General features: G+C 70.9%; 12 protein-coding genes. 7 read left to right on the top strand and 5 right to left on the bottom strand.

What is annotated here, in order from left to right; translation table 11 throughout:
* Positions 1–188: 188 nt before the first annotated feature.
* Positions 189–3563, bottom strand: coding sequence for a S41 family peptidase (locus ACFYSH_RS16195; RefSeq protein ID WP_388753040.1), 3375 nt, complete (start codon positions 3561–3563; stop codon positions 189–191).
* 176 nt (positions 3564–3739) lie between these two features.
* Here ACFYSH_RS16195 and ACFYSH_RS16190 point away from each other — a divergent pair, with 176 nt between their 5' ends.
* Complete coding sequence (locus ACFYSH_RS16190) at positions 3740–4312, top strand: TetR/AcrR family transcriptional regulator (RefSeq protein WP_388753037.1); 573 nt, start codon at positions 3740–3742, stop codon at positions 4310–4312.
* Positions 4313–4483: 171 nt separating this feature from the next.
* A complete protein-coding gene (locus ACFYSH_RS16185; RefSeq protein WP_388753034.1) occupies positions 4484–6694 on the top strand; it encodes an MMPL family transporter in 2211 nt (736 codons plus the stop codon).
* 126 nt (positions 6695–6820) lie between these two features.
* Here the strand turns inward: ACFYSH_RS16185 and ACFYSH_RS16180 are convergent, their stop codons facing one another.
* Positions 6821–7189 (bottom strand): SsgA family sporulation/cell division regulator, encoded by a 369-nt coding sequence (locus ACFYSH_RS16180; protein WP_388753031.1) that lies wholly within the window; start codon positions 7187–7189, stop codon positions 6821–6823.
* A gap of 178 nt (positions 7190–7367) precedes the next feature.
* On the opposite strand from ACFYSH_RS16180, the gene ACFYSH_RS16175 reads away from it, so the two are divergent.
* From ACFYSH_RS16175 to ACFYSH_RS16160, 4 genes are all read left to right on the top strand, one after another.
* A complete protein-coding gene (locus ACFYSH_RS16175; RefSeq protein WP_388753028.1) occupies positions 7368–8426 on the top strand; it encodes an energy-coupling factor ABC transporter permease in 1059 nt (352 codons plus the stop codon).
* On the top strand, positions 8426–9187 hold the full coding sequence (gene cbiQ / locus ACFYSH_RS16170; RefSeq protein WP_388753025.1) for a cobalt ECF transporter T component CbiQ: 762 nt from the start codon (positions 8426–8428) through the stop codon (positions 9185–9187). Before ACFYSH_RS16175 ends, cbiQ begins: the two co-directional genes overlap by 1 nt.
* Complete coding sequence (locus ACFYSH_RS16165) at positions 9184–9954, top strand: ABC transporter ATP-binding protein (protein WP_359478197.1); 771 nt, start codon at positions 9184–9186, stop codon at positions 9952–9954. The genes cbiQ and ACFYSH_RS16165 overlap by 4 nt, the downstream gene beginning before the upstream one ends.
* A gap of 77 nt (positions 9955–10031) precedes the next feature.
* On the top strand, positions 10032–11192 hold the full coding sequence (locus tag ACFYSH_RS16160) for a serine hydrolase domain-containing protein (RefSeq protein WP_388753316.1): 1161 nt from the start codon (positions 10032–10034) through the stop codon (positions 11190–11192).
* A 33-nt stretch (positions 11193–11225) separates the two neighbouring features.
* Here ACFYSH_RS16160 and ACFYSH_RS16155 read toward each other — a convergent pair whose 3' ends face one another.
* Positions 11226–12860, bottom strand: a complete 1635-nt coding sequence (locus tag ACFYSH_RS16155) for a penicillin-binding transpeptidase domain-containing protein (protein ID WP_359478194.1) — start codon at positions 12858–12860, stop codon at positions 11226–11228.
* Between the two features lie 345 nt (positions 12861–13205).
* Between ACFYSH_RS16155 and ACFYSH_RS16150 the strand changes: the two genes are divergently transcribed.
* On the top strand, positions 13206–14411 hold the full coding sequence (locus ACFYSH_RS16150; protein WP_388753021.1) for an oxygenase MpaB family protein: 1206 nt from the start codon (positions 13206–13208) through the stop codon (positions 14409–14411).
* An 80-nt stretch (positions 14412–14491) separates the two neighbouring features.
* On the opposite strand, the gene ACFYSH_RS16145 is transcribed toward ACFYSH_RS16150, so the two are convergent.
* Positions 14492–15700 (bottom strand): TetR/AcrR family transcriptional regulator, encoded by a 1209-nt coding sequence (locus ACFYSH_RS16145; protein ID WP_388753018.1) that lies wholly within the window; start codon positions 15698–15700, stop codon positions 14492–14494.
* A 71-nt stretch (positions 15701–15771) separates the two neighbouring features.
* Positions 15772–17538 (bottom strand): dolichyl-phosphate-mannose--protein mannosyltransferase, encoded by a 1767-nt coding sequence (locus tag ACFYSH_RS16140; RefSeq protein ID WP_388753015.1) that lies wholly within the window; start codon positions 17536–17538, stop codon positions 15772–15774.
* Positions 17539–17574: the final 36 nt, after the last annotated feature.

The following is a 17574-nucleotide window of genomic DNA, read 5'->3' as shown; positions in this document are numbered from 1 at the left end:
GGGCCCCGCTCCTCAGTCGTCGGAGGGGCTTGTTTTGGCTGGGCCCCGGGCCCCGCTCCTCAGTCGTCGGAGGGGCTTGTTTTGGCTGGGCCCCGGGCCCCGCTCCTCAGTCGTCGGAGGGGCTTGTTTTGGCTGGGCCCCGGAGTGGCTTGTTCGGTCCTGCGGGGCTTGTTTGCTGGTTGCGGGGGTCATCTCGGAGGCAGCGGTGGCCTGCGTAGGTTCGGGGCCGTGTCGTACGTGGGGGGTGTGGCTGCCGGGTGGGCGGCCAGGAGGTCCAGGGCCACCCTGACCGCGTCGTCCAGCACCGCATGGCGGCCCTCCGCCCAGTCCAGCGGGGTGCGCAGTGCCTCCAGGTCGGGCTCGACCCCGTGGTTCTCGACGGACCAGCCGTACGTGTCGAACCAGGCCGCGTTCATCGGCACCGTGATCACCGTGCCGTCGCCGAGCCGGTGCCGCCCGGTCATGCCGACCACGCCGCCCCAGGTGCGCTGGCCCACCACCGGCCCCAGCTTCAGCAGCCGGAACGCCGCTGTGATCATGTCCCCGTCGGAGGAGGTCGCCTCGTCGGCGAGGGCGACGACCGGCCCCCGGGGCGCGTTGGACGCGTAACTGACCGCCTGGGCGTTGCGGGTCAGGTCCCAGCCGAGGATCGTGCGGGTGAGCTTCTCGACGACCAGCTCGCTGATGTGGCCACCCGCGTTGCCCCGTACGTCCACGATCAGCGCCGGACGTGACACCTCGAGCCGCAGGTCGCGGTTGAACTGGGCCCAGCCGGAGCCGCCCATGTCGGGGATGTGCAGATAGCCGCACTTGCCGTGACTCAACTCCCGTACCACTTCGCGGCGTTTGGCCACCCAGTCCTGGTAGCGCAGCGGTCGTTCGTCGATCAGGGGGACGATCGCTATACGGCGGGAGCGGCCCCCGCACTCGCCCGTGGCCGGGCGGAACGTCAGCTCCACCGTGGTGCCGCCCGCAGCCGTCAGCAGCGGGTACGGCCCCGCCACCGGGTCGACGGGCCTGCCGTCGACATGGGTGAGGACCGCACCCTCCCGGATCCCCGTCCCGGCGAGCGGCGACCGGGCCTTGGAGTCGGAGGAGTCGCCCGGCAGGATGCGCCGCACCATCCAGTCGCCGTCCCGGCACACGAGGTTGGCGCCCAGCAGTCCGATCGCCCGCTGGTAGTGCGGGGGGCCCTCGTTGCGGCGGGCGGGCGAGACGTACGCGTGGGAGGTGCCCAGCTCGCCGAGGACCTCGCGCAGCAGATCGGCGAACTCGTCGGGCGACGCGACCCGTTCGACCAGCGGGCGGTACTGCTCCAGTACGCCGTCCCAGTCGACGCCGCACATGTCCGGTTCCCAGAAGTAGGACCGGATGATGCGGCCGGCCTCCCCGTAGGCCTGTCGCCATTCGGCCGCCGGGTCGACGTCGTGCAGGATGCGGCGCAGGTCGAGGAAGACCGTCGTGTCGTTGTCACCGGGCTCGTTGGAGGGGACGGCGCGCAGTTCGCCGTCGTCCATGACGACCAGCCGGGTAGCGTCCCCGCTCACCGCGAACCAGTCCAGGTGGCCGACGAGTTCGGTCTTGCGGGCCTTGGCGATGTTGAAGTGTTCCAGTGTGGGCCGGCCCGACATGTCCGCCGGGTTGGCGAACGTCTCGCCCAGCGCGCCGGAGATGGGCCAGCGCAGCCAGACGAGACCGCCGCCGCTGACCGGCTGGAGCCCGGAGTACTTCGACGCGGAGACCGGGAACGGGGTCACCCTGTTCTCGAGCCCCTCGAACTCCACCAGGACCGTCGGCCCCTCGACCGTGCCCTCGGGGGTGTCCACCGGGTCCAGGCCGCCCGCCGCGGGCCTGCCGTCCGGGAGCAGGGCGAAGGGGGAGGGGGTGGCCGAGGTGAGGGGCACCAGATACGGGCGGCAGCCCAGCGGGAAGGAGAGGTCGCCGGTGTGGACGTCGTAGACCGGGTCGAACCCGCGCCAGGAGAGGAAGGCGAGATAGCGGCCGTCGCCCGTGAAGACGGGGTTCTCGTCCTCGAAACGGCCGTTGGTGACATCGACTGTCACCGGGGCGTCGGGGCCGGTGATCCGGGCCAGCTTGATCTGGCGCAGGGACCGGCCGACGCCGGGGTGCGACCAGGTCAGCCAGTGGCCGTCCGGGGAGAACGCCAGATCGCGGACCGGGCCGTTCACGGAGCGGATGAGTTCGGTGACCTCCGCGGTGTCCCCGGCCCCGGTCCTCACGAGGCTGCCTTCGACGTGACCGCTGTCGAGGTCCTCGACGACCTCGACGACGTCGACCGCCCCGGTCTCCGCGTCCCGTGCCGTGTCCAGGAGCAGCAGACGGCCGTCGTTCGACGCGACGGCGAGCCGCTCGCCCTCCGGGTCGGAGATGAGCTCGTGGACCCTGCCGAGCCGCCCGGCGGCCAGCCGGCGGGGCGGGCGGGCGCCGCTGGCCCGGGGGAGGGAGGCGATCTCGATCGCGTCGTCGCCCTCCGCGTCCGTGACGTACGCGACCAGGCCGCTGCTGCCGAGCATCTCGGGCAGCCGGACCCGTACCCCCGGGGTGTCGGCGATCGTGCGGGCGGGGCCGTCCCGGTGGGTGAGCCAGTAGAGGCTGCCGCGCACCGATACGGCGCTCGCGCGGCCCGTCTCGTCGACGGACAGCGAGTCGACGTGGCTGGACGCCGGTACCTGGTGCGTACGCCGGCCGGTCCGCGGTCCCCCCAGCCGCACCTCCAGCTTCCGGGGCGCCGCGTCCGGCGTCTCCAGGTCGTCGACCAGCCACAGGTCGCCGCCGCACTGGTAGACCACCCTGGTGCCGTCGCTGGAGGCGTGCCGGGCGTAGAAGGCGTCGTGGTCCGTGTGCCGGCGGAGGTCGCTGCCGTCCATCAGGCAGGAGTACAGATTGCCGACGCCCTCGTGGTCGGAGAGGAAGGCGATCCGGCGTCCCACGAACATGGGCGCGTCCAGGTGCCCGCCGATGTCCGGCAGCAGGCGCTCGCCGTGCAGCCACAGCCGGCCGGTGGCCCCGCCCCGGTACCGCTTCCAGGCGGCAGGCTCGTGCGGTGGCTTTCCGGTGAGCAGCAGGGTGCGGCGTTCGCCGTCGATGTCGGCGACGGCGATGTCGGACACCGGCCCCCACGGGAGTTTCCCGCCGGGGCTGCCGTCGGTGGGGACGCTGTACGCCCAGGAGAAGTACGAGAACGGCTGGTTGTGCGAGGAGACGGCGAGGATCTGGGACGCGTCGCCGGGGTCGGGGCTCCAGCCGCAGACCCGGGCGTCGGTGGAACCCCAGTAGGTGAGTCTGCGGGCGGGCCCGCCGTCGACGGGGGCGAGATGGATCTCTGGATCGAGCGTGCGCCAGGTCGTGTAGGCGATACGGCTGCCGTCGGGCGAGAAACGCGGATGACCGACCCTGGTCCGGTCGACAGTCAGCCGCCACGCCCGGCCGGGCCGCTGCCCCGCCGGGGCGAGAGGGGAGACCCAGAGGTCGTCCTCCGCCGCGAAGCAGAGCAAGTCGTCGTGGAGGTGCGGGAAACGGAGATACGCGACGTCGTCACTCACCCTCCAATGCTTTCCGCGCGAAGGGCCCGCGGCAACTTGTGGTGCAGCACACAAGCGAAACAGTTTCGTTTCGCTCGGGAGGGGGGTACCTTCAAAGTGTACGAAACAGTTTCGTTCCGTTAGTCGATCTTCGGCTGACGTACTATCCAGCTGGCGCAAAGAAGAGGAGGTCGACCATGGCACGCAGCCGGCTCACGCCCGAACGCGAGAGCGAGCTGTACGCCGCTGTGCTCGATCTGCTCGGCGAGGTCGGCTACGAAGCCCTGACCATGGACGCCGTTGCCGCCCGCACCCGTTCCAGCAAGGCCACGCTCTACCGCCAGTGGGGGAGCAAGGCCGAGCTGGTCGTCAAGGCACTCCGGCACAACAAGCCGGTGCACCTTGCCGATGTCGACACCGGTTCGCTCCGCGGTGATGTCTTCGCCGTGATGGCGCAGACCGACGACTGTCAGATGGAGAAGAACTCCGCGCTGATGCGGGGTCTGAGCCATGCCGTCCACAACAACCCCGATCTCTTCCAGGCGCTGCGGGACCTGCTGATCGAGCCGGAGATCACCGGTCTCGGTGTGCTGCTCCAGCGGGCCGTGGCCAGAGGGGAAGTGCGTGCGGACAATCCGGCGCTCCCCTATGTGTCACACATGATGATCGGCGCCTTCGCCGCCCGGGAACTGGTGGACCGCCAGCCCGTCGACCAGGCGTTCCTCACCGATTACGTCGATTCCGTGGTGTTCCCCGCCCTCGGCGTCTGACGTCCTCTCGACCCTGCCGCACGACCTTCCGTACGCCTTCGCGCGCGGACTTCCCGTGCGACTCCCGCACGCCCCGTCTCTCCGACGCTCCACCTGACACGCCGCTCTCGTCGTCGGGCTGGTTCCTCACGCCCTCTTCCACTCCACGACCTGACCGGGAGTACACCCTCCGTGGCCACATTCCTGTACAAAATGGGACGGCTCGCCTTCCGGCGCCGCCGTTACGTCGCTCTGCTCTGGGTGGCGCTGCTGGCGCTGGCCGGCTTCGGCGCAGCCTCCGCGTCCACCGCCACCTCCAGCTCGTTCTCGATCCCCGGCACCGAGGCCCAGCGGGCCTTCGACCTGCTGGACGAACGTTTCCCCGGAGGCAGCGCCGACGGCGCGACCGCCCGGGTCGTCTTCAAGGCACCCGGGGACGAGAAGGTCACCTCGGCGGCCAACAAGGCCGAGATCCAGGGGATCGTCGGTGAGCTGAAGTCCGGCTCGGACCAGATCGCCTCGGTCGCCGACCCGTACACCGCGAACGCCGTGAGCGAGGACGGCTCGACCGCGTACATCTCCGTCTCCTACGAGGTCAGCTCCATGGAACTGACCGACGGGACACGTGAGGCGCTCAAGGAGGCGGGCGAGGCCGCGCAGAGCAGCGGAATGACCGTGGAGATCGGTGGTGACGCGCTCCAGGTGATGCCGGAGACCGGGGTCACCGAGGTCATCGGGGTCGCCGTCGCCGCCGTGGTGCTGGTCATCACCTTCGGATCGCTGATCGCCGCGGGGCTGCCGCTGCTCACCGCGCTCATCGGCGTGGGGATCGGTGTCTCGCTGATCACCGCCCTGGCGAACGTGCTCGACCTGGGAACCACCACCTCCACCCTCGCGATGATGATCGGCCTCGCCGTCGGCATCGACTACGCCCTGTTCATCGTCTCCCGCTACCGCGCCGAGCTGGCCGAGGGCCGGGAACACGAGGAAGCCGCCGGGCGGGCCGTCGGCACCGCGGGATCCGCGGTGGTCTTCGCCGGTCTGACCGTGGTCATCGCGCTGGTGGGCCTCGCGGTCGTCAACATCCCGATGCTGTCGAAGATGGGCTTCGCCGCCGCGGGCACGGTCGCGATCGCCGTCCTCATCGCGCTCACGCTCGTGCCGGCGATGCTGGGCTTCGCGGGCAAGCGGATCATGGGGCGCAAGGCGCGCAAGGCCGCCGAGGCGGAGAACACGCCCGAGGCGAAGCCGAACATGGGCACCCGCTGGGCGCGGTTCGTGCTGCGCAGGCCGGTGTGGGTGCTGCTGGCCGGGGTCATCGGCCTGGGAGCCATCGCCGTACCCGCCGCCTCGCTGGAGATGGGTCTGCCGGACGACGGTGCGCAGCCGAAGAGCACCACGCAGCGCCAGGCGTACGACCTGCTGTCCGAAGGCTTCGGCCCCGGGTTCAACGGCCCGCTGCTGGTCGTCGTGGACACGACGAACAGCACGGACGGCAGGACCGCGGTCGAGCGGGTCTCCCAGGAGATCGAGGGCATCGACCACGTCGCCGCCGTCACCCCGGCGGTCTTCAACAAGGCCGGCGACGCCGCGACCATCACGGTCATCCCCCAGGACCGGCCGAGCTCCACGGACACGGAGAGCGTCGTCCACTCCATCCGTGACGCGGGCGCGGACGTCAAGGGCGACACCGGTGCGGAGGTGCTGGTCACCGGCGCCACAGCGATGAACATCGACTTCTCGGAGAAGATGAACGACGCGCTGCTGCCCTACCTGACGCTCGTCGTCGGACTGGCCTTCCTGCTCCTGATGGTGGTCTTCCGCTCGCTGCTGGTACCGCTGAAGGCGGCCCTCGGCTTCCTGCTCTCGGTCGTCGCGGCCCTGGGCGCGGTCGTCGCGGTCTTCCAGTGGGGGTGGCTCGCCTCGCTCTTCGGGGTCGAGCAGACCGGTCCGATCATGAGCATGATGCCGATCTTCATGGTCGGAGTGGTCTTCGGTCTCGCGATGGACTACGAGGTCTTCCTGGTCACCCGGATGCGTGAGGCCTACGTCCACGGGGAGACGCCGGGCCAGGCGGTCGTCACCGGTTTCCGTCACGGGGCCCGGGTGGTCACGGCAGCCGCCGTGATCATGATGGCCGTCTTCGCCGGCTTCATCGGTTCCGGTGAATCGATGATCAAGATGATCGGCTTCTCGCTGGCCATCGCCGTCTTCTTCGACGCCTTCGTGGTGCGGATGGCCATCGTGCCGGCGGTGCTCGCCCTGCTCGGCAAGCACGCCTGGTGGCTGCCGCGGTGGCTGGACCGTGTCCTGCCCGACGTGGACGTGGAGGGGGAGGGCCTGCGCAAGAACCTCGCCGACGGCCCGGCCCGCGGCGGGGAGCGGGAGCCGGCTCGCGTCTGACACCCCCTGACCCCGGGGCCCGTGCCTGAGCGGAGCACGGCCCCGGAGCGCCGGTTACCTGTGGGGACGGGGGGCCGGGGCGACGGAGAGTCCTCGTGCACACGGCACGAGGGCTCTCCGCTCCGTTCAGGCGCTGCCGGCGGTGGCCGGGGCGGCGGGCGGGCGCTCCGCCGTCCTCGCGCGGGTCCGCGACAGGAAGCGGATGAGGGGGGCGTTGTCGAACTGGAAGACGGCGACGCCCTCCCGCGCATGCAGTTCCAGGACCAGCTGGGCGCGACCGCACGGCCATATGCGGATGTCGCCGCGAGTGGCGGGGGAGCGCAGTCCGCGTTCCAGGAGGTCGAGGCCGAAGGACCACTCGACGCCTCCAGGGAGCCGGACGCGGACGGTCTCCGGCTCCTGGGGGTCCCAGCGCAGTTCGACGGGGACCAGCCGGGGGTCGGGGCCGTCGGTGATGAGCCGGGCACGGGCGTGTTCTTGGATCGTGAGGGACATGTCCGGCTCCTCCTGTGTGAAAATCTCTCCCCCTAATGTCCCATATATTCCCGTTTGGGCACGTCGGGACCGGGGTTAGTTGTGATCTCTGTGCTCTTGCGAACTATGTGCAACAGGGCACTATCATGGAGCGTTTTCCGACCCCGCCAGCAGTAACGCCCGAAAGCGGAGCCACTCCATGCATGTACCCGACGGTTTCATCGACGCACCCGTCTCCGCCGTCGCAGGTGTCGTCGCCGCCGGTGCGGTCGCCGTCGGTCTCCGGGGCGCCCGGCGTGAACTCGGGGGAGAACGGACGGCCCCCCTGGCCGGGCTCGTCGCCGCCTTCGTCTTCGCCGTGCAGATGCTGAACTTCCCCGTCGCCGCGGGCACCAGCGGCCACCTCCTGGGCGGGGCACTGGCGGCGATCCTGGTCGGTCCGTACACCGGACTTCTCTGCATAGCGGTCGTCCTCCTGATGCAGGGCATCCTCTTCGCCGACGGAGGTCTCACCGCGCTCGGCGTGAACATCACGGTGATGGGGGTCGTCACCACCGTCGTCGCCTACGCGGTCTTCCGCGGGCTGACCCGGGTGCTGCCCCGCACCCGCCGTTCGACGACCGTCTCGGCGTTCGTGGCCGCACTGGTCTCCGTACCGGCCGCCGCCGTCGCGTTCACCCTGATCTACGCGATCGGCGGGACCACCGACGTACCGCTCGGCAAGGTCCTCACCGCGATGGTCGGCGTCCACGTCCTGATCGGCGTCGGGGAGGCGGCCATCACCGCGCTGACCGTCGGCGCCGTGATCGCGGTGCGACCCGACCTCGTGCACGGCGCCCGGTCACTGGCCGCCCCGCTCAAGCTCCGGGTCGGCGGCGACCTCATCGACGTACCGGCCGCACCGGCCGCAGCAACCCCCGCTCCCGCACGCTCCACGCGCACGGTCTGGGCAGCCGGCCTGGCCGCCGCGCTCGTCCTCGCGGGCTTCGTCTCCTTCTACGCCTCCGCCAGCCCCGACGGCCTGGAGAAGGTCGCCGCCGACAAGGGCATCGACGAGAAGGTCCAGGAACACGGCGCGGCGGACTCCCCGCTCGCCGACTACGGTGTCGAGGACGTCGACAACGCCCGCCTCTCCGGAGGCCTCGCCGGAGTGATCGGCGTCGGCGCCACCGTCGTCGTCGGCAGCGGCGTGTTCTGGGCCGTACACCGGCGCCGTACGCCGCAGACGCCCGCATCCCGCACCGGCGGGTCCGCCTGATGGGCGCCGGCCACGCCCACACGCTCTACCGGCACGGGCACTCACCCGTCCACGCCCTGCCCCCGCACTGCAAGCTCGCCGCCGTCCTCTGCTTCGTCGTGGTCGTCGTCTCCACCCCCCGCGAAGCCGTCTGGGCCTTCGGGCTCTACGCGGTGCTGCTCGTCACCGTCGCGGCGGCGGCAGGGCTCTCCGCGGGGTTCCTGCTGAAGCGGCTGGCCATCGAGGTGCCGTTCGTCGCGTTCGCGCTCCTCATGCCGTTCGTCGTGCCCGGCGAGCAGACCGAGCTGCTCGGCGTCTCCCTCAGCGTCCCGGGCCTCTGGGGCGCCTGGAACGTACTCGCCAAGGGCACCCTCGGCGTCGCCGCCTCGGTGATCCTGGCCTCGACCACCGAGCTGCGCTCCCTGCTGCTCGGCCTCCAGCGGCTCCGGCTGCCCCCGATGCTCGTCCAGATCGCGTCCTTCATGATCCGCTACGGCGACGTCATCACCGACGAGCTGCGCCGGATGTCGATCGCCCGCCGCTCCCGCGGCTTCGAGGCCCGCGGCGTACGGCACTGGGGCGCCCTCGCCAAGACGGCCGGCGCCCTCTTCATCAGGTCCTACGAACGCGGCGAACGCGTCCACCTCGCGATGGTCAGCCGTGGCTACACCGGCACCCTGCCGGTGATCGACGACGTGACCGCCACCCGCACCCAGTGGGCGTACGCCGCGACACTCCCCGTGCTCGCCCTCGTCGTGTGTCTGCTGGGATGGACGCTATGAGCCTGCCCACCGCCCCCGCGCCGTCCCTCGAGGTCAGCGGCCTCGCCTACGCCTACCCCGACGGCCACCAAGCCCTCTTCGGCGTCGACCTGACCGTGGCCCGGGGTGAACGCGTGGCGCTCCTCGGCCCCAACGGCGCGGGCAAGACCACCCTCGTCCTCCATCTCAACGGCATCCTCGACGCGGGAGCGGGCACCGTCCGGGTCGCCGGCCTGCCTGTCGAGAAACGCCACCTCGCCGAGATCCGCCGCCGCGTCGGCATCGTCTTCCAGGACCCCGACGACCAGCTCTTCATGCCGACCGTCCGCGAGGACGTCGCGTTCGGCCCGGCCGCGGCCGGGATGCGCGGCCCGGAGCTGGAGGAGCGGGTCATGGACGCGCTCAAGCAGGTCGGCATGGAGGAGTACGCGGCGCGGCCCCCGCACCACCTCTCCTTCGGCCAGCGCCGCCGGGTCGCCGTCGCCACCGTCCTCGCCATGGAGCCGGAGATCCTCGTCCTGGACGAGCCCTCCTCCAACCTGGACCCCGCCTCACGCCGTGAACTCGCCGACATCCTGCGCTCCCTGGACGTCACCGTGCTGATGGTCACCCACGACCTGCCGTACGCCCTCGAACTCTGCCCACGCGCCGTCGTCCTCAGCGACGGGGTGATCGCCGCCGACGACCGTACGCAGGACCTGTTGTGCGACGACGCGCTCATGCGCAGCCACCGGCTGGAGCTGCCCTTCGGCTTCGACCCGCGCTCCGTGTCCGTGCCGCGTCCATGAACAGAAGGTGACCCGGCACCCGTTCCCCCTGAGGCGCGTTGCACCATGGGGGCATGAGCGGGAGCGCGGGAGCAGGCGTGGATGTACGGGGCACGGTGACACCGGGATTCGAGGCGGTACGGGACGTTTTCGTCCGTAACTTCGAACAGCGCGGCGAGCGGGGTGCGGCCGTGACCCTCTACCACCACGGCCGCAAGGTCGTTGACCTGTGGGCCGGTACACGCGACGTCGACGGCACCGAACCATGGGCCGTGGACACCGTGCAGATCGTCCGCTCGGCGGGGAAGGGCATCGCAGCCGCGGTACCGCTGCTGCTGCACCAGCGGGGGCAGGTGGACCTCGACGCCCCCGTCGGCACGTACTGGCCGGAGTTCAAGGCGAACGGCAAGGAACGCGTCCTCGTACGCCACCTCCTGGCCCACCGCGCGGGGCTGGCCGCCCTCGACACCGTGCTGACGCCCCAGGAGGCCGCCGACGGGGTGTCGGGGCCGCAGGCCGTCGCCGCCCAACGGCCCCAGTGGGACCCCGGAACCGACCACGGCTACCACGCCCAGACCTACAGCTGGCTCGTCGGCGAACTGGTGCGCAGGGTCACCGGGCGGACCATCGGCCGCTGGGTCGCCGAGGAGATCGCCCGGCCGCTCGGCCTGGACTTCTGGTTCGGGCTCCCGGCCGACGAGGCGCACCGGATCGGACGGATCGGCCCCGTCGAGCCCCCGCCGGCCGAAGGCGGCGGCGCACTCCGTGTGCGCCCCAAACGCTCCGTCGTCGAGGCCTACAACGACCCGAACTCCCTCACCCGCCGCGCCTTCGGAGCGATCGACCCCTTCCCCGACGAGAACGCCCCGGCCTACCGCGCCGCCGAACTCCCCGCGTCCAACGGAGCCGCCACGGCACGCGGGCTCGCCCGCTGCTACGCCGCGATGATCGGCGAGGTCGACGGCCACCGCCTCTTCGCCCCCGCCACCCTCACCCTGGCCCGCACCGAGGAATCCGCGGGCCCGGACCGGGTGCTGGTCGTCAACACCCGTTTCGGCCTCGGCTACATGCTGCACGGCCCGGCCGCGCCGCTGCTCGGCCCCGGGTCGTTCGGGCACCCTGGCCGCGGGGGATCGCTGGGCTTCGCCGACCCCGAGACGGGCATCGCGTTCGGCTATGTGACGAACGGTCTGCAGAAGGGCGTCACCGCCGATCCCCGTGCCCAGGCCCTGGTGCGGGCCGTACGGTCGGCGCTGTGACGCCTCCTCGTTTCCACGGGCACGCCGCACCCTCTACGAGCCCGCGCGCAGCACCGCCGCCACCACAGGGCCCGCCGCGTCGCCGCCGTGGCCGCCGGACTGGACGACCGCCGCTGCCGCGAGGTCGTTGCTGAAACCGGTGAACCAGCTGTTGGACGTGGCCTGCCCGTCGACCTCGGCCGAGCCCGTCTTGGCGCCCTTGTCGCCGCCGACCGAGGCCATGGCGGCCTTGCCGGTGCCCCAGGAGGCGGTGGCCCGCATCATGTCGTTCAGCTGTCCGGTGACGTTCTGCGACAACGAGCGCGAGGCGGTGGCGAGCTGCCGGCCGTCCAGGGACTGCGGGACGATGACCGGCTGACGGAACGTTCCTGTGCGGGCGGTCGCCGTGATGGACGCGATGTTGAGCGCGTTCATCTGGACGGTGCCCTGGCCTATGTACTGGGCCGCCGCCTCACCACCGGTCTCCTCGGGCACCTTGCCGTCGACGGAGGTGATTCCGGTCTTCCAGTCGAGGCCGATGCCGAAGACGTCACGGGCCTCCGCGGCGAGCGCGGTGTCGTCCTTGGTGTCGTCGATCAGCTTGATGAAAGCCGTGTTGCAGGAGCGGGCGAAGCTGGTGGTGAAGCTGCTGGAGGCGGGCAGCTCGAAGTGGTCCAGGTTGTGGAACGTGCGTCCTTGGTACAGGACCTCCTTGGGGCACTCCGCGGGGCCGTTCGCCGTGACCAGGCCCTTCTCCAGGAGCATCGCAGCGGTCATGATCTTCAGCGTGGAGCCGGGCGCCTGGACGCCCTGCATCGCCGCGTTGAAGCCGGTCGCAGGGTTGTTGGCGACGGCGCGGATCGAACCCGTGGACGGCTTCACTGCGACCACCGACGCCCCGCTGTACTGCTTGACCGCCTTCTCGGCCGCCGCCTGTGCGCCCGCGTCGAGCGTGGTCTGCAGCTTGCCGGGCTTGCCCTTGGCGAGCGTCAGCAGCGTGGTGTCCGGAAGCTGTTCGTCCGCCGGTTCGATCCAGGTCTCGATGCCCGGGGAACCGCCCGCCTTGTCGCCGTACTTCTCGCGCAGGCTGTCCAGGATGGGGCCGAGCGACGGATAGGTCTCCTTGTCCAGCACCTTGCCGTCGTGGTCGACGGCCTCGATCGTCGCCGTCGAGGACTTGCCGGTCCTCAGCACCGCGCCCTCGGTCAGCTGCGGGTGGATGATCGCCGGCTGCCAGTCGACGAGGGCCTTGCCGGTCGTCAGGCCACGCACCACGGTCAACTCCGAGGAGTACGACCAGGGTTTGGTCTTCCCCTCGTACGCCACCGTGGCCTTCACCGTGTACGGCACCTTCGTGCCGACGGCGGCGCCCGGCGTGATGACCGCCTTCGTGACGTGGGCCTCGTCCGCGTAGCCGGCCAGCAGTGGCTCGGCGCCGGTCTCGTTGTTCGTGAGCAGGGCGGCTGCCGACGCGTCGCCGGACGCCCACGCCTCGAGGAACTTCTCGGCGGTCTCCTCGGTCTCCTCCTTGCCCGGCGGCCCGGTCCTCACCTCCGAGGAGCTGGAGGCGGTCTCCGTCCCCCCGGCCTCCCCACCTCCCAGCACCACGTCGTACACGCCGTATCCGAGCCCTCCGGCCACGAGTACGAACACCCCGCCGACGACGGCGACCTTCGCTCCACTGCGCATCTGTGCAGTCCCCCTCCCAGGAGCCCTCTTGAACGTGTTCAAGAGAGCCTTCCTCTCGCACTTTACGGGACAGGGGTGAAGCCTGAGGCGGTTGTTACCGGACCGCTATACGTGGGGAGAGAGCGCTTTCCGGGCCCTGCCCGGCGTCGCGGCGTCGACTCGTCCACATGGTGCCGAGGTCGGGGTCATCGGCCTCGGTCACCACCATTGCCCACGGTGACGTGGCTCGCTATGTTAATGGCGAATCACACTACTCAGCGGCATCTCGCACGTGCTGACAGCACAATCGGCTTGTCATAAAGGGCGCGTGACGCCGTCCGGTCCAGTCGGGAAGTGGGTAAGTGAATGAGTAATCTCAATCGACGAGATGTGCTGTCCCTCGGGGTCGCACTCGGCCTCGTGGGTGTGGCGGCCCCGACCAGGGCCTGGGCGTGGGCGTCGGCGGACTCGGTGGCCGGGACCGGCACGGGGGCTGATCCGGAGTACATCTGGGACAGCGCCACGGACCCGCTGATGGCGTCGCTGCTCGAGAACGGCCAGGTTCCGGCCGTCAACGCCGCGATGGCGACGTGGGTGAACAACAGCGACGCGCTGCCCAGCGGCCTGCCGGCCGACCTCACCGCGCATCTGCGGACGGTCAACAGGCTGCCCTCGTGGGCCGACCCGGTGAAGCTGGCCCGCGCCGCCGACTTCAACCGGCGCAAGGACACCTACCTGTTCATGCTGTACGGCCTCGGCAGCGGGATCATGAGCACCGTCATCCCGCGCGAGGCCAGAAGTGTCTACTGGTCCTTCGGCGGCGCCGACATGAAGGACCGTGCGGCCAAGACGTTCACCTTCGGCTACGACCTGTCCCAGCTGGACGCCTTCAAGCCGACCGGGCAGTTCGTCGTCACCGCGAACAAGACGCGACTGGTGCACGGCGCGGTCCGTCACCTGCTGCCGCAGTCGCCGCACTGGAAGGCGGGCGCCGACCAGGACATCCCGATCAGCGCCGCCGACATCCTCGTCACCTTCCACAGCCTGGGCACCTACGTACACAGGAAGATGCTCGACTGGAAGATCCCGATGTCAGCCGCGGACGAGGAGGCCTTCCTGCACGCGTGGCAGGTCGCCATCCACCTGCTCGGCGTGCCGGCCGAGTACATCCCCAAGACCTGGGCGGCCGCGGAAGCCCAGTCGGCACAGGTGCTCACCCCCATCCTCGCCCCGACGCCCGAAGGCCTCGACCTGGCCGAGGTGCTGCTCGGACTGACCGCGGAGATCGATCTCGGCGTCACGCGCGGGTTCCTGAACGAGTTCGTGCGCTACGCCCTGAGCAACGAGGTCGGCGACTGGCTGAGACTGCCGCGCGACTACGCGGCAGCGGCCCTGGTGCGTACCGCGTGGCCGGCCTTCATCCTGTTCCGCGAGGGACTGTCGCCCGTCATGCCCGGCGCCTTCTACATGTTCGACCAGTTCGTCCGGTCCCTCGCCATGCTGTTCCTCAACAAGGGCTCCTCCTCGACCACCACCCCGATCACGATCCCGACCGGGAACAGGCCGGGCTGATCCGCCGATCCGATCCCGCGGGTCCGTCCCCGGCAGTGGCGCCGCGGGGCGGGCACCGGGCGGCGCCCGGCAGAGGTGCTTCAGAGACCCAGGGCGCCCACGACCAACGCGGTCACGGCGTCACGGTGGTCAGGACTGTCCAGCCACCGCAGTGCCCGTCCGGCCTCGACCGCCACGCCGAACCCCGCGTGCACCAGCACCCGGGCCTGGCGCGGGTCCAGTTCCGGGCGGGCCAGCCGCAACTGCTGCTCCCAGACCGCGATGTGTTCACGCTGGGCGAGGGCCAGGGGCCGCCGCAGATCGGCCGGGAGGCCGACGAGCTCGGCTTCGGCGACACTGTTCAGCGCGGTGTACTCGAAGCTGTAGGCCACGTACGTCGCCGCCAGCGCGACAACGGCGTCGTGCGGGCCGGTCACCTCGTGCAGGCTCTGCTCGACCCCTTGGGCGAGGAGTCTCGCCGCCTGGAGGCACGCCGCCGCCAAGATGTCCACCTTGCCGGGGTAGTGGCGGTAGAGCGCCGACGGAGCCAGCCCCACGGCCTCCGCGATCTGTCCGTTCGTGACGCTGGCGAACCCGTCCCGCGCGAACAGCGGAACGGCGGCCGCGAGGATCTCCGCCCGCCGCGTGCGCGGCACCGGCCGGGCCGGCAGCTCGACCGATTCCGCGCCCTTCCTCCGGGGCCCCGCGGGATCGGTCGCGGCGACGCGCAGCGCGGACGCCGACAGCAGGTCCTCGGCGCGGCGTTGAGCGATCGAGGTGTGATGCATCGTGATCGAGCCGATCGCACCGAGGGCCGCCACGGCCCGCAGGCGGCCGTCGGGCCGCGCGTACGCGCGCTGCACCGCGTCGTCGACCCGCCCGACGACGCGACCGAACTGCTCCACGAGACGCCGGCGGTCGTCGCGGTCGAGGTACCGGGCCTCCCACCGGTACACGCCGCCCGACGCGCGGTGCGCGACGGTGACCCGGGTCACGGCGGTGAGCACGTCCGCCAGGGGCGCCCCGGGCGGCACCTCGTCGAGCGCGGCGACGAGCCGGTCCGTCATGACGTCGGCGCACGCGGCGAACAGCGCGTACTTGTTCGGGAAGTGCCGGTACAGAGCCGCCGCGGTGATGCCCACGCCGGCGGCGATCTTCTCCATGGACGCCGCGTGGTAACCGTGCTCGCTGAAGACCCGGCCGGCCGCGTCGACGATGAGCTGCTTGCGGTTACGGGGCCGGGTGACCGCGCTCGGATCGGTCACGGCCGGACGGGCGGATGTGGAGACGGGGCCATGCGGACGAGTCAATCACACGGCCGCACGGAGACCTCGGGCTTCCTCGGCGCCGTGCGGCCCGCCCCGGTCACGCATCAACCCCGCTACACCCAGGTGTCCAGCCACATCCGGTCGCGCCAGGAGGTGTCCGGGATCGACGTGCCCGTGTAGAGCGGCCAGAAGTAGACGAAGTTCCAGACGATCAGCAGGACCAGGACGCCCGCCGCGATCGCGCCCAGCGTGCGCCTGCGCTCGCCGGCAGGGTCGCCGGTGTCCATGCCGAGGCGGTGTCTGGTGCCCGTGCCGGCCGCCGGGCCCAGCAGGGCGCCGATCATCATCGTGACCGCCAGGCACAGGAAGGGCACGAACACGACCGCGTAGAAGAGGAAGATCGTCCGCTCCTGGTAGAAGAACCAGGGCACCCAGCCCGCCGCCACCCCGCACGCGATCGCGCCGGCCCGCCAGTCCCGGCGGAAGGCCCAGCGCCACAGCACGTACACCAGCGCCACGCAGGCCGCCCACCAGAGCAGCGGGGTCCCGAGCGCCAGGACCTCGCGGGCGCACTTGCCGGTCTCGGACGTCAGGCAGCCCGTCTTCTCCTCGTAGAAGTACGAGACGGGCCGGCCGAGCACGATCCAGCTCCACGGGTTGGACTCGTACGTATGGCCGGACGTCAGGCCGACGTGGAAGTCGTAGACCTGGTTCTCGTAGTGCCACAGGCTGCGCAGCCAGTCCGGGAGCCAGGTCCAGTTGCCGCCCTTGCCTTCGGTGGCCGCCCAGTCGCGGTAGTAGCCCTTGTCCGTGACGATCCAGCCGGTCCACGAGACGACGTACGTGCCGATCGCGACCGGCACCGTGGAGACGAACGCGGGCAGCAGGTCCTTGAGGACCACCGCCCGGTACGGCTGCACCGCGCCCGCGGTGCGCCGTGCGCCGACGTCCCAGAGCACCACCATCACACCGAACGCGGCCAGGATGTAGAGCCCGTTCCACTTCGTCGCGAAGGCCAGGCCGAGCATCAGACCGGCCGCGATCCGCCACGGACGCCACCCGAGGCGGAGCGTTTCGGCGATGTGGGCGTCGGGGCGCAGCAGCCCCTCCTCGTCGACCGGGAGAGCCGCGGCCAGCTTGCGGCGGGACCGGTCACGGTCGACGAGGAAGCAGCCGAAGGCCGCGAGCACGAAGAACATCAGCACCAGGTCGAGCAGCGCGGTGCGGCTCATCACGAAGTGCAGCCCGTCCACGGCCAGCAGGATGCCCGCCAGGCAGCCCAGGAACGTCGAGCGGAACAGGCGGCGGCCGATGCGGCACAGCATCAGGACCGAGACCGTGCCGAGCAGCGCCACCATGAAGCGCCAGCCGAACGGGGTGAAGCCGAAGAGCTGTTCGCCGAGCCCGATGATCCACTTGCCGACCGGCGGGTGGACGACGTACCCCGGGTCCACCGGGATGTCGACCGAGGACGGATCGTTCAGGATCCGCTCGTCGACCTCCTTGGGCCAGGAACCCTCGTAACCCTGGTTGACCAGGGCCCAGGCGTCCTTGGCGTAGTACGTCTCGTCGAATATCACCGCCTCCGGGCTGCCCAGGTTCCAGAAGCGCAGGACCCCGGCGACCAGGGCGACCAGCAGCGGACCGCCCCAGGCGGACCAGCGCACCAGATGGCCGGCCAGGACGGGCGGCACGGCGAGCACCTTCCAGAACTGCCGTCCGGGACGGGTGTAGGGCGGGACCAGGCGCTCGCGCAGCCCCGTCTCCGGCCGTGGGGAATGGCCGAAGCGGCGCAGCCGCTGCTGCCAGGAAGGCGGCTGGTCGCCGGTGTGATCCCCGGCGTCGTTGCCCTGCTGGGCCTCGGGCGCAGTACTCGTCACCGCGCCATCGTAGGGAACGCATCCGTGCGAGTGGTG

Origin of the sequence: Streptomyces sp. NPDC005791 (genome assembly GCF_042871485.1) — a bacterium.
Classification (GTDB): domain Bacteria; phylum Actinomycetota; class Actinomycetes; order Streptomycetales; family Streptomycetaceae; genus Streptomyces.
This window is presented reverse-complemented; position numbering and strand designations above follow the sequence as displayed.

Coding starts and splice junctions, on each gene's coding strand:
- ACFYSH_RS16180 (WP_388753031.1), bottom strand. CDS start 7,189: ATGTCCCTCACGATCCAAGAACACGCCCGTGCCCGGCTCATCACCGAC.
- ACFYSH_RS16175 (WP_388753028.1), top strand. CDS start 7,368: ATGCATGTACCCGACGGTTTCATCGACGCACCCGTCTCCGCCGTCGCA.
- ACFYSH_RS16155 (WP_359478194.1), bottom strand. CDS start 12,860: ATGCGCAGTGGAGCGAAGGTCGCCGTCGTCGGCGGGGTGTTCGTACTC.
- ACFYSH_RS16150 (WP_388753021.1), top strand. CDS start 13,206: ATGAGTAATCTCAATCGACGAGATGTGCTGTCCCTCGGGGTCGCACTC.
- ACFYSH_RS16190 (WP_388753037.1), top strand. CDS start 3,740: ATGGCACGCAGCCGGCTCACGCCCGAACGCGAGAGCGAGCTGTACGCC.
- ACFYSH_RS16165 (WP_359478197.1), top strand. CDS start 9,184: ATGAGCCTGCCCACCGCCCCCGCGCCGTCCCTCGAGGTCAGCGGCCTC.
- cbiQ (WP_388753025.1), top strand. CDS start 8,426: ATGGGCGCCGGCCACGCCCACACGCTCTACCGGCACGGGCACTCACCC.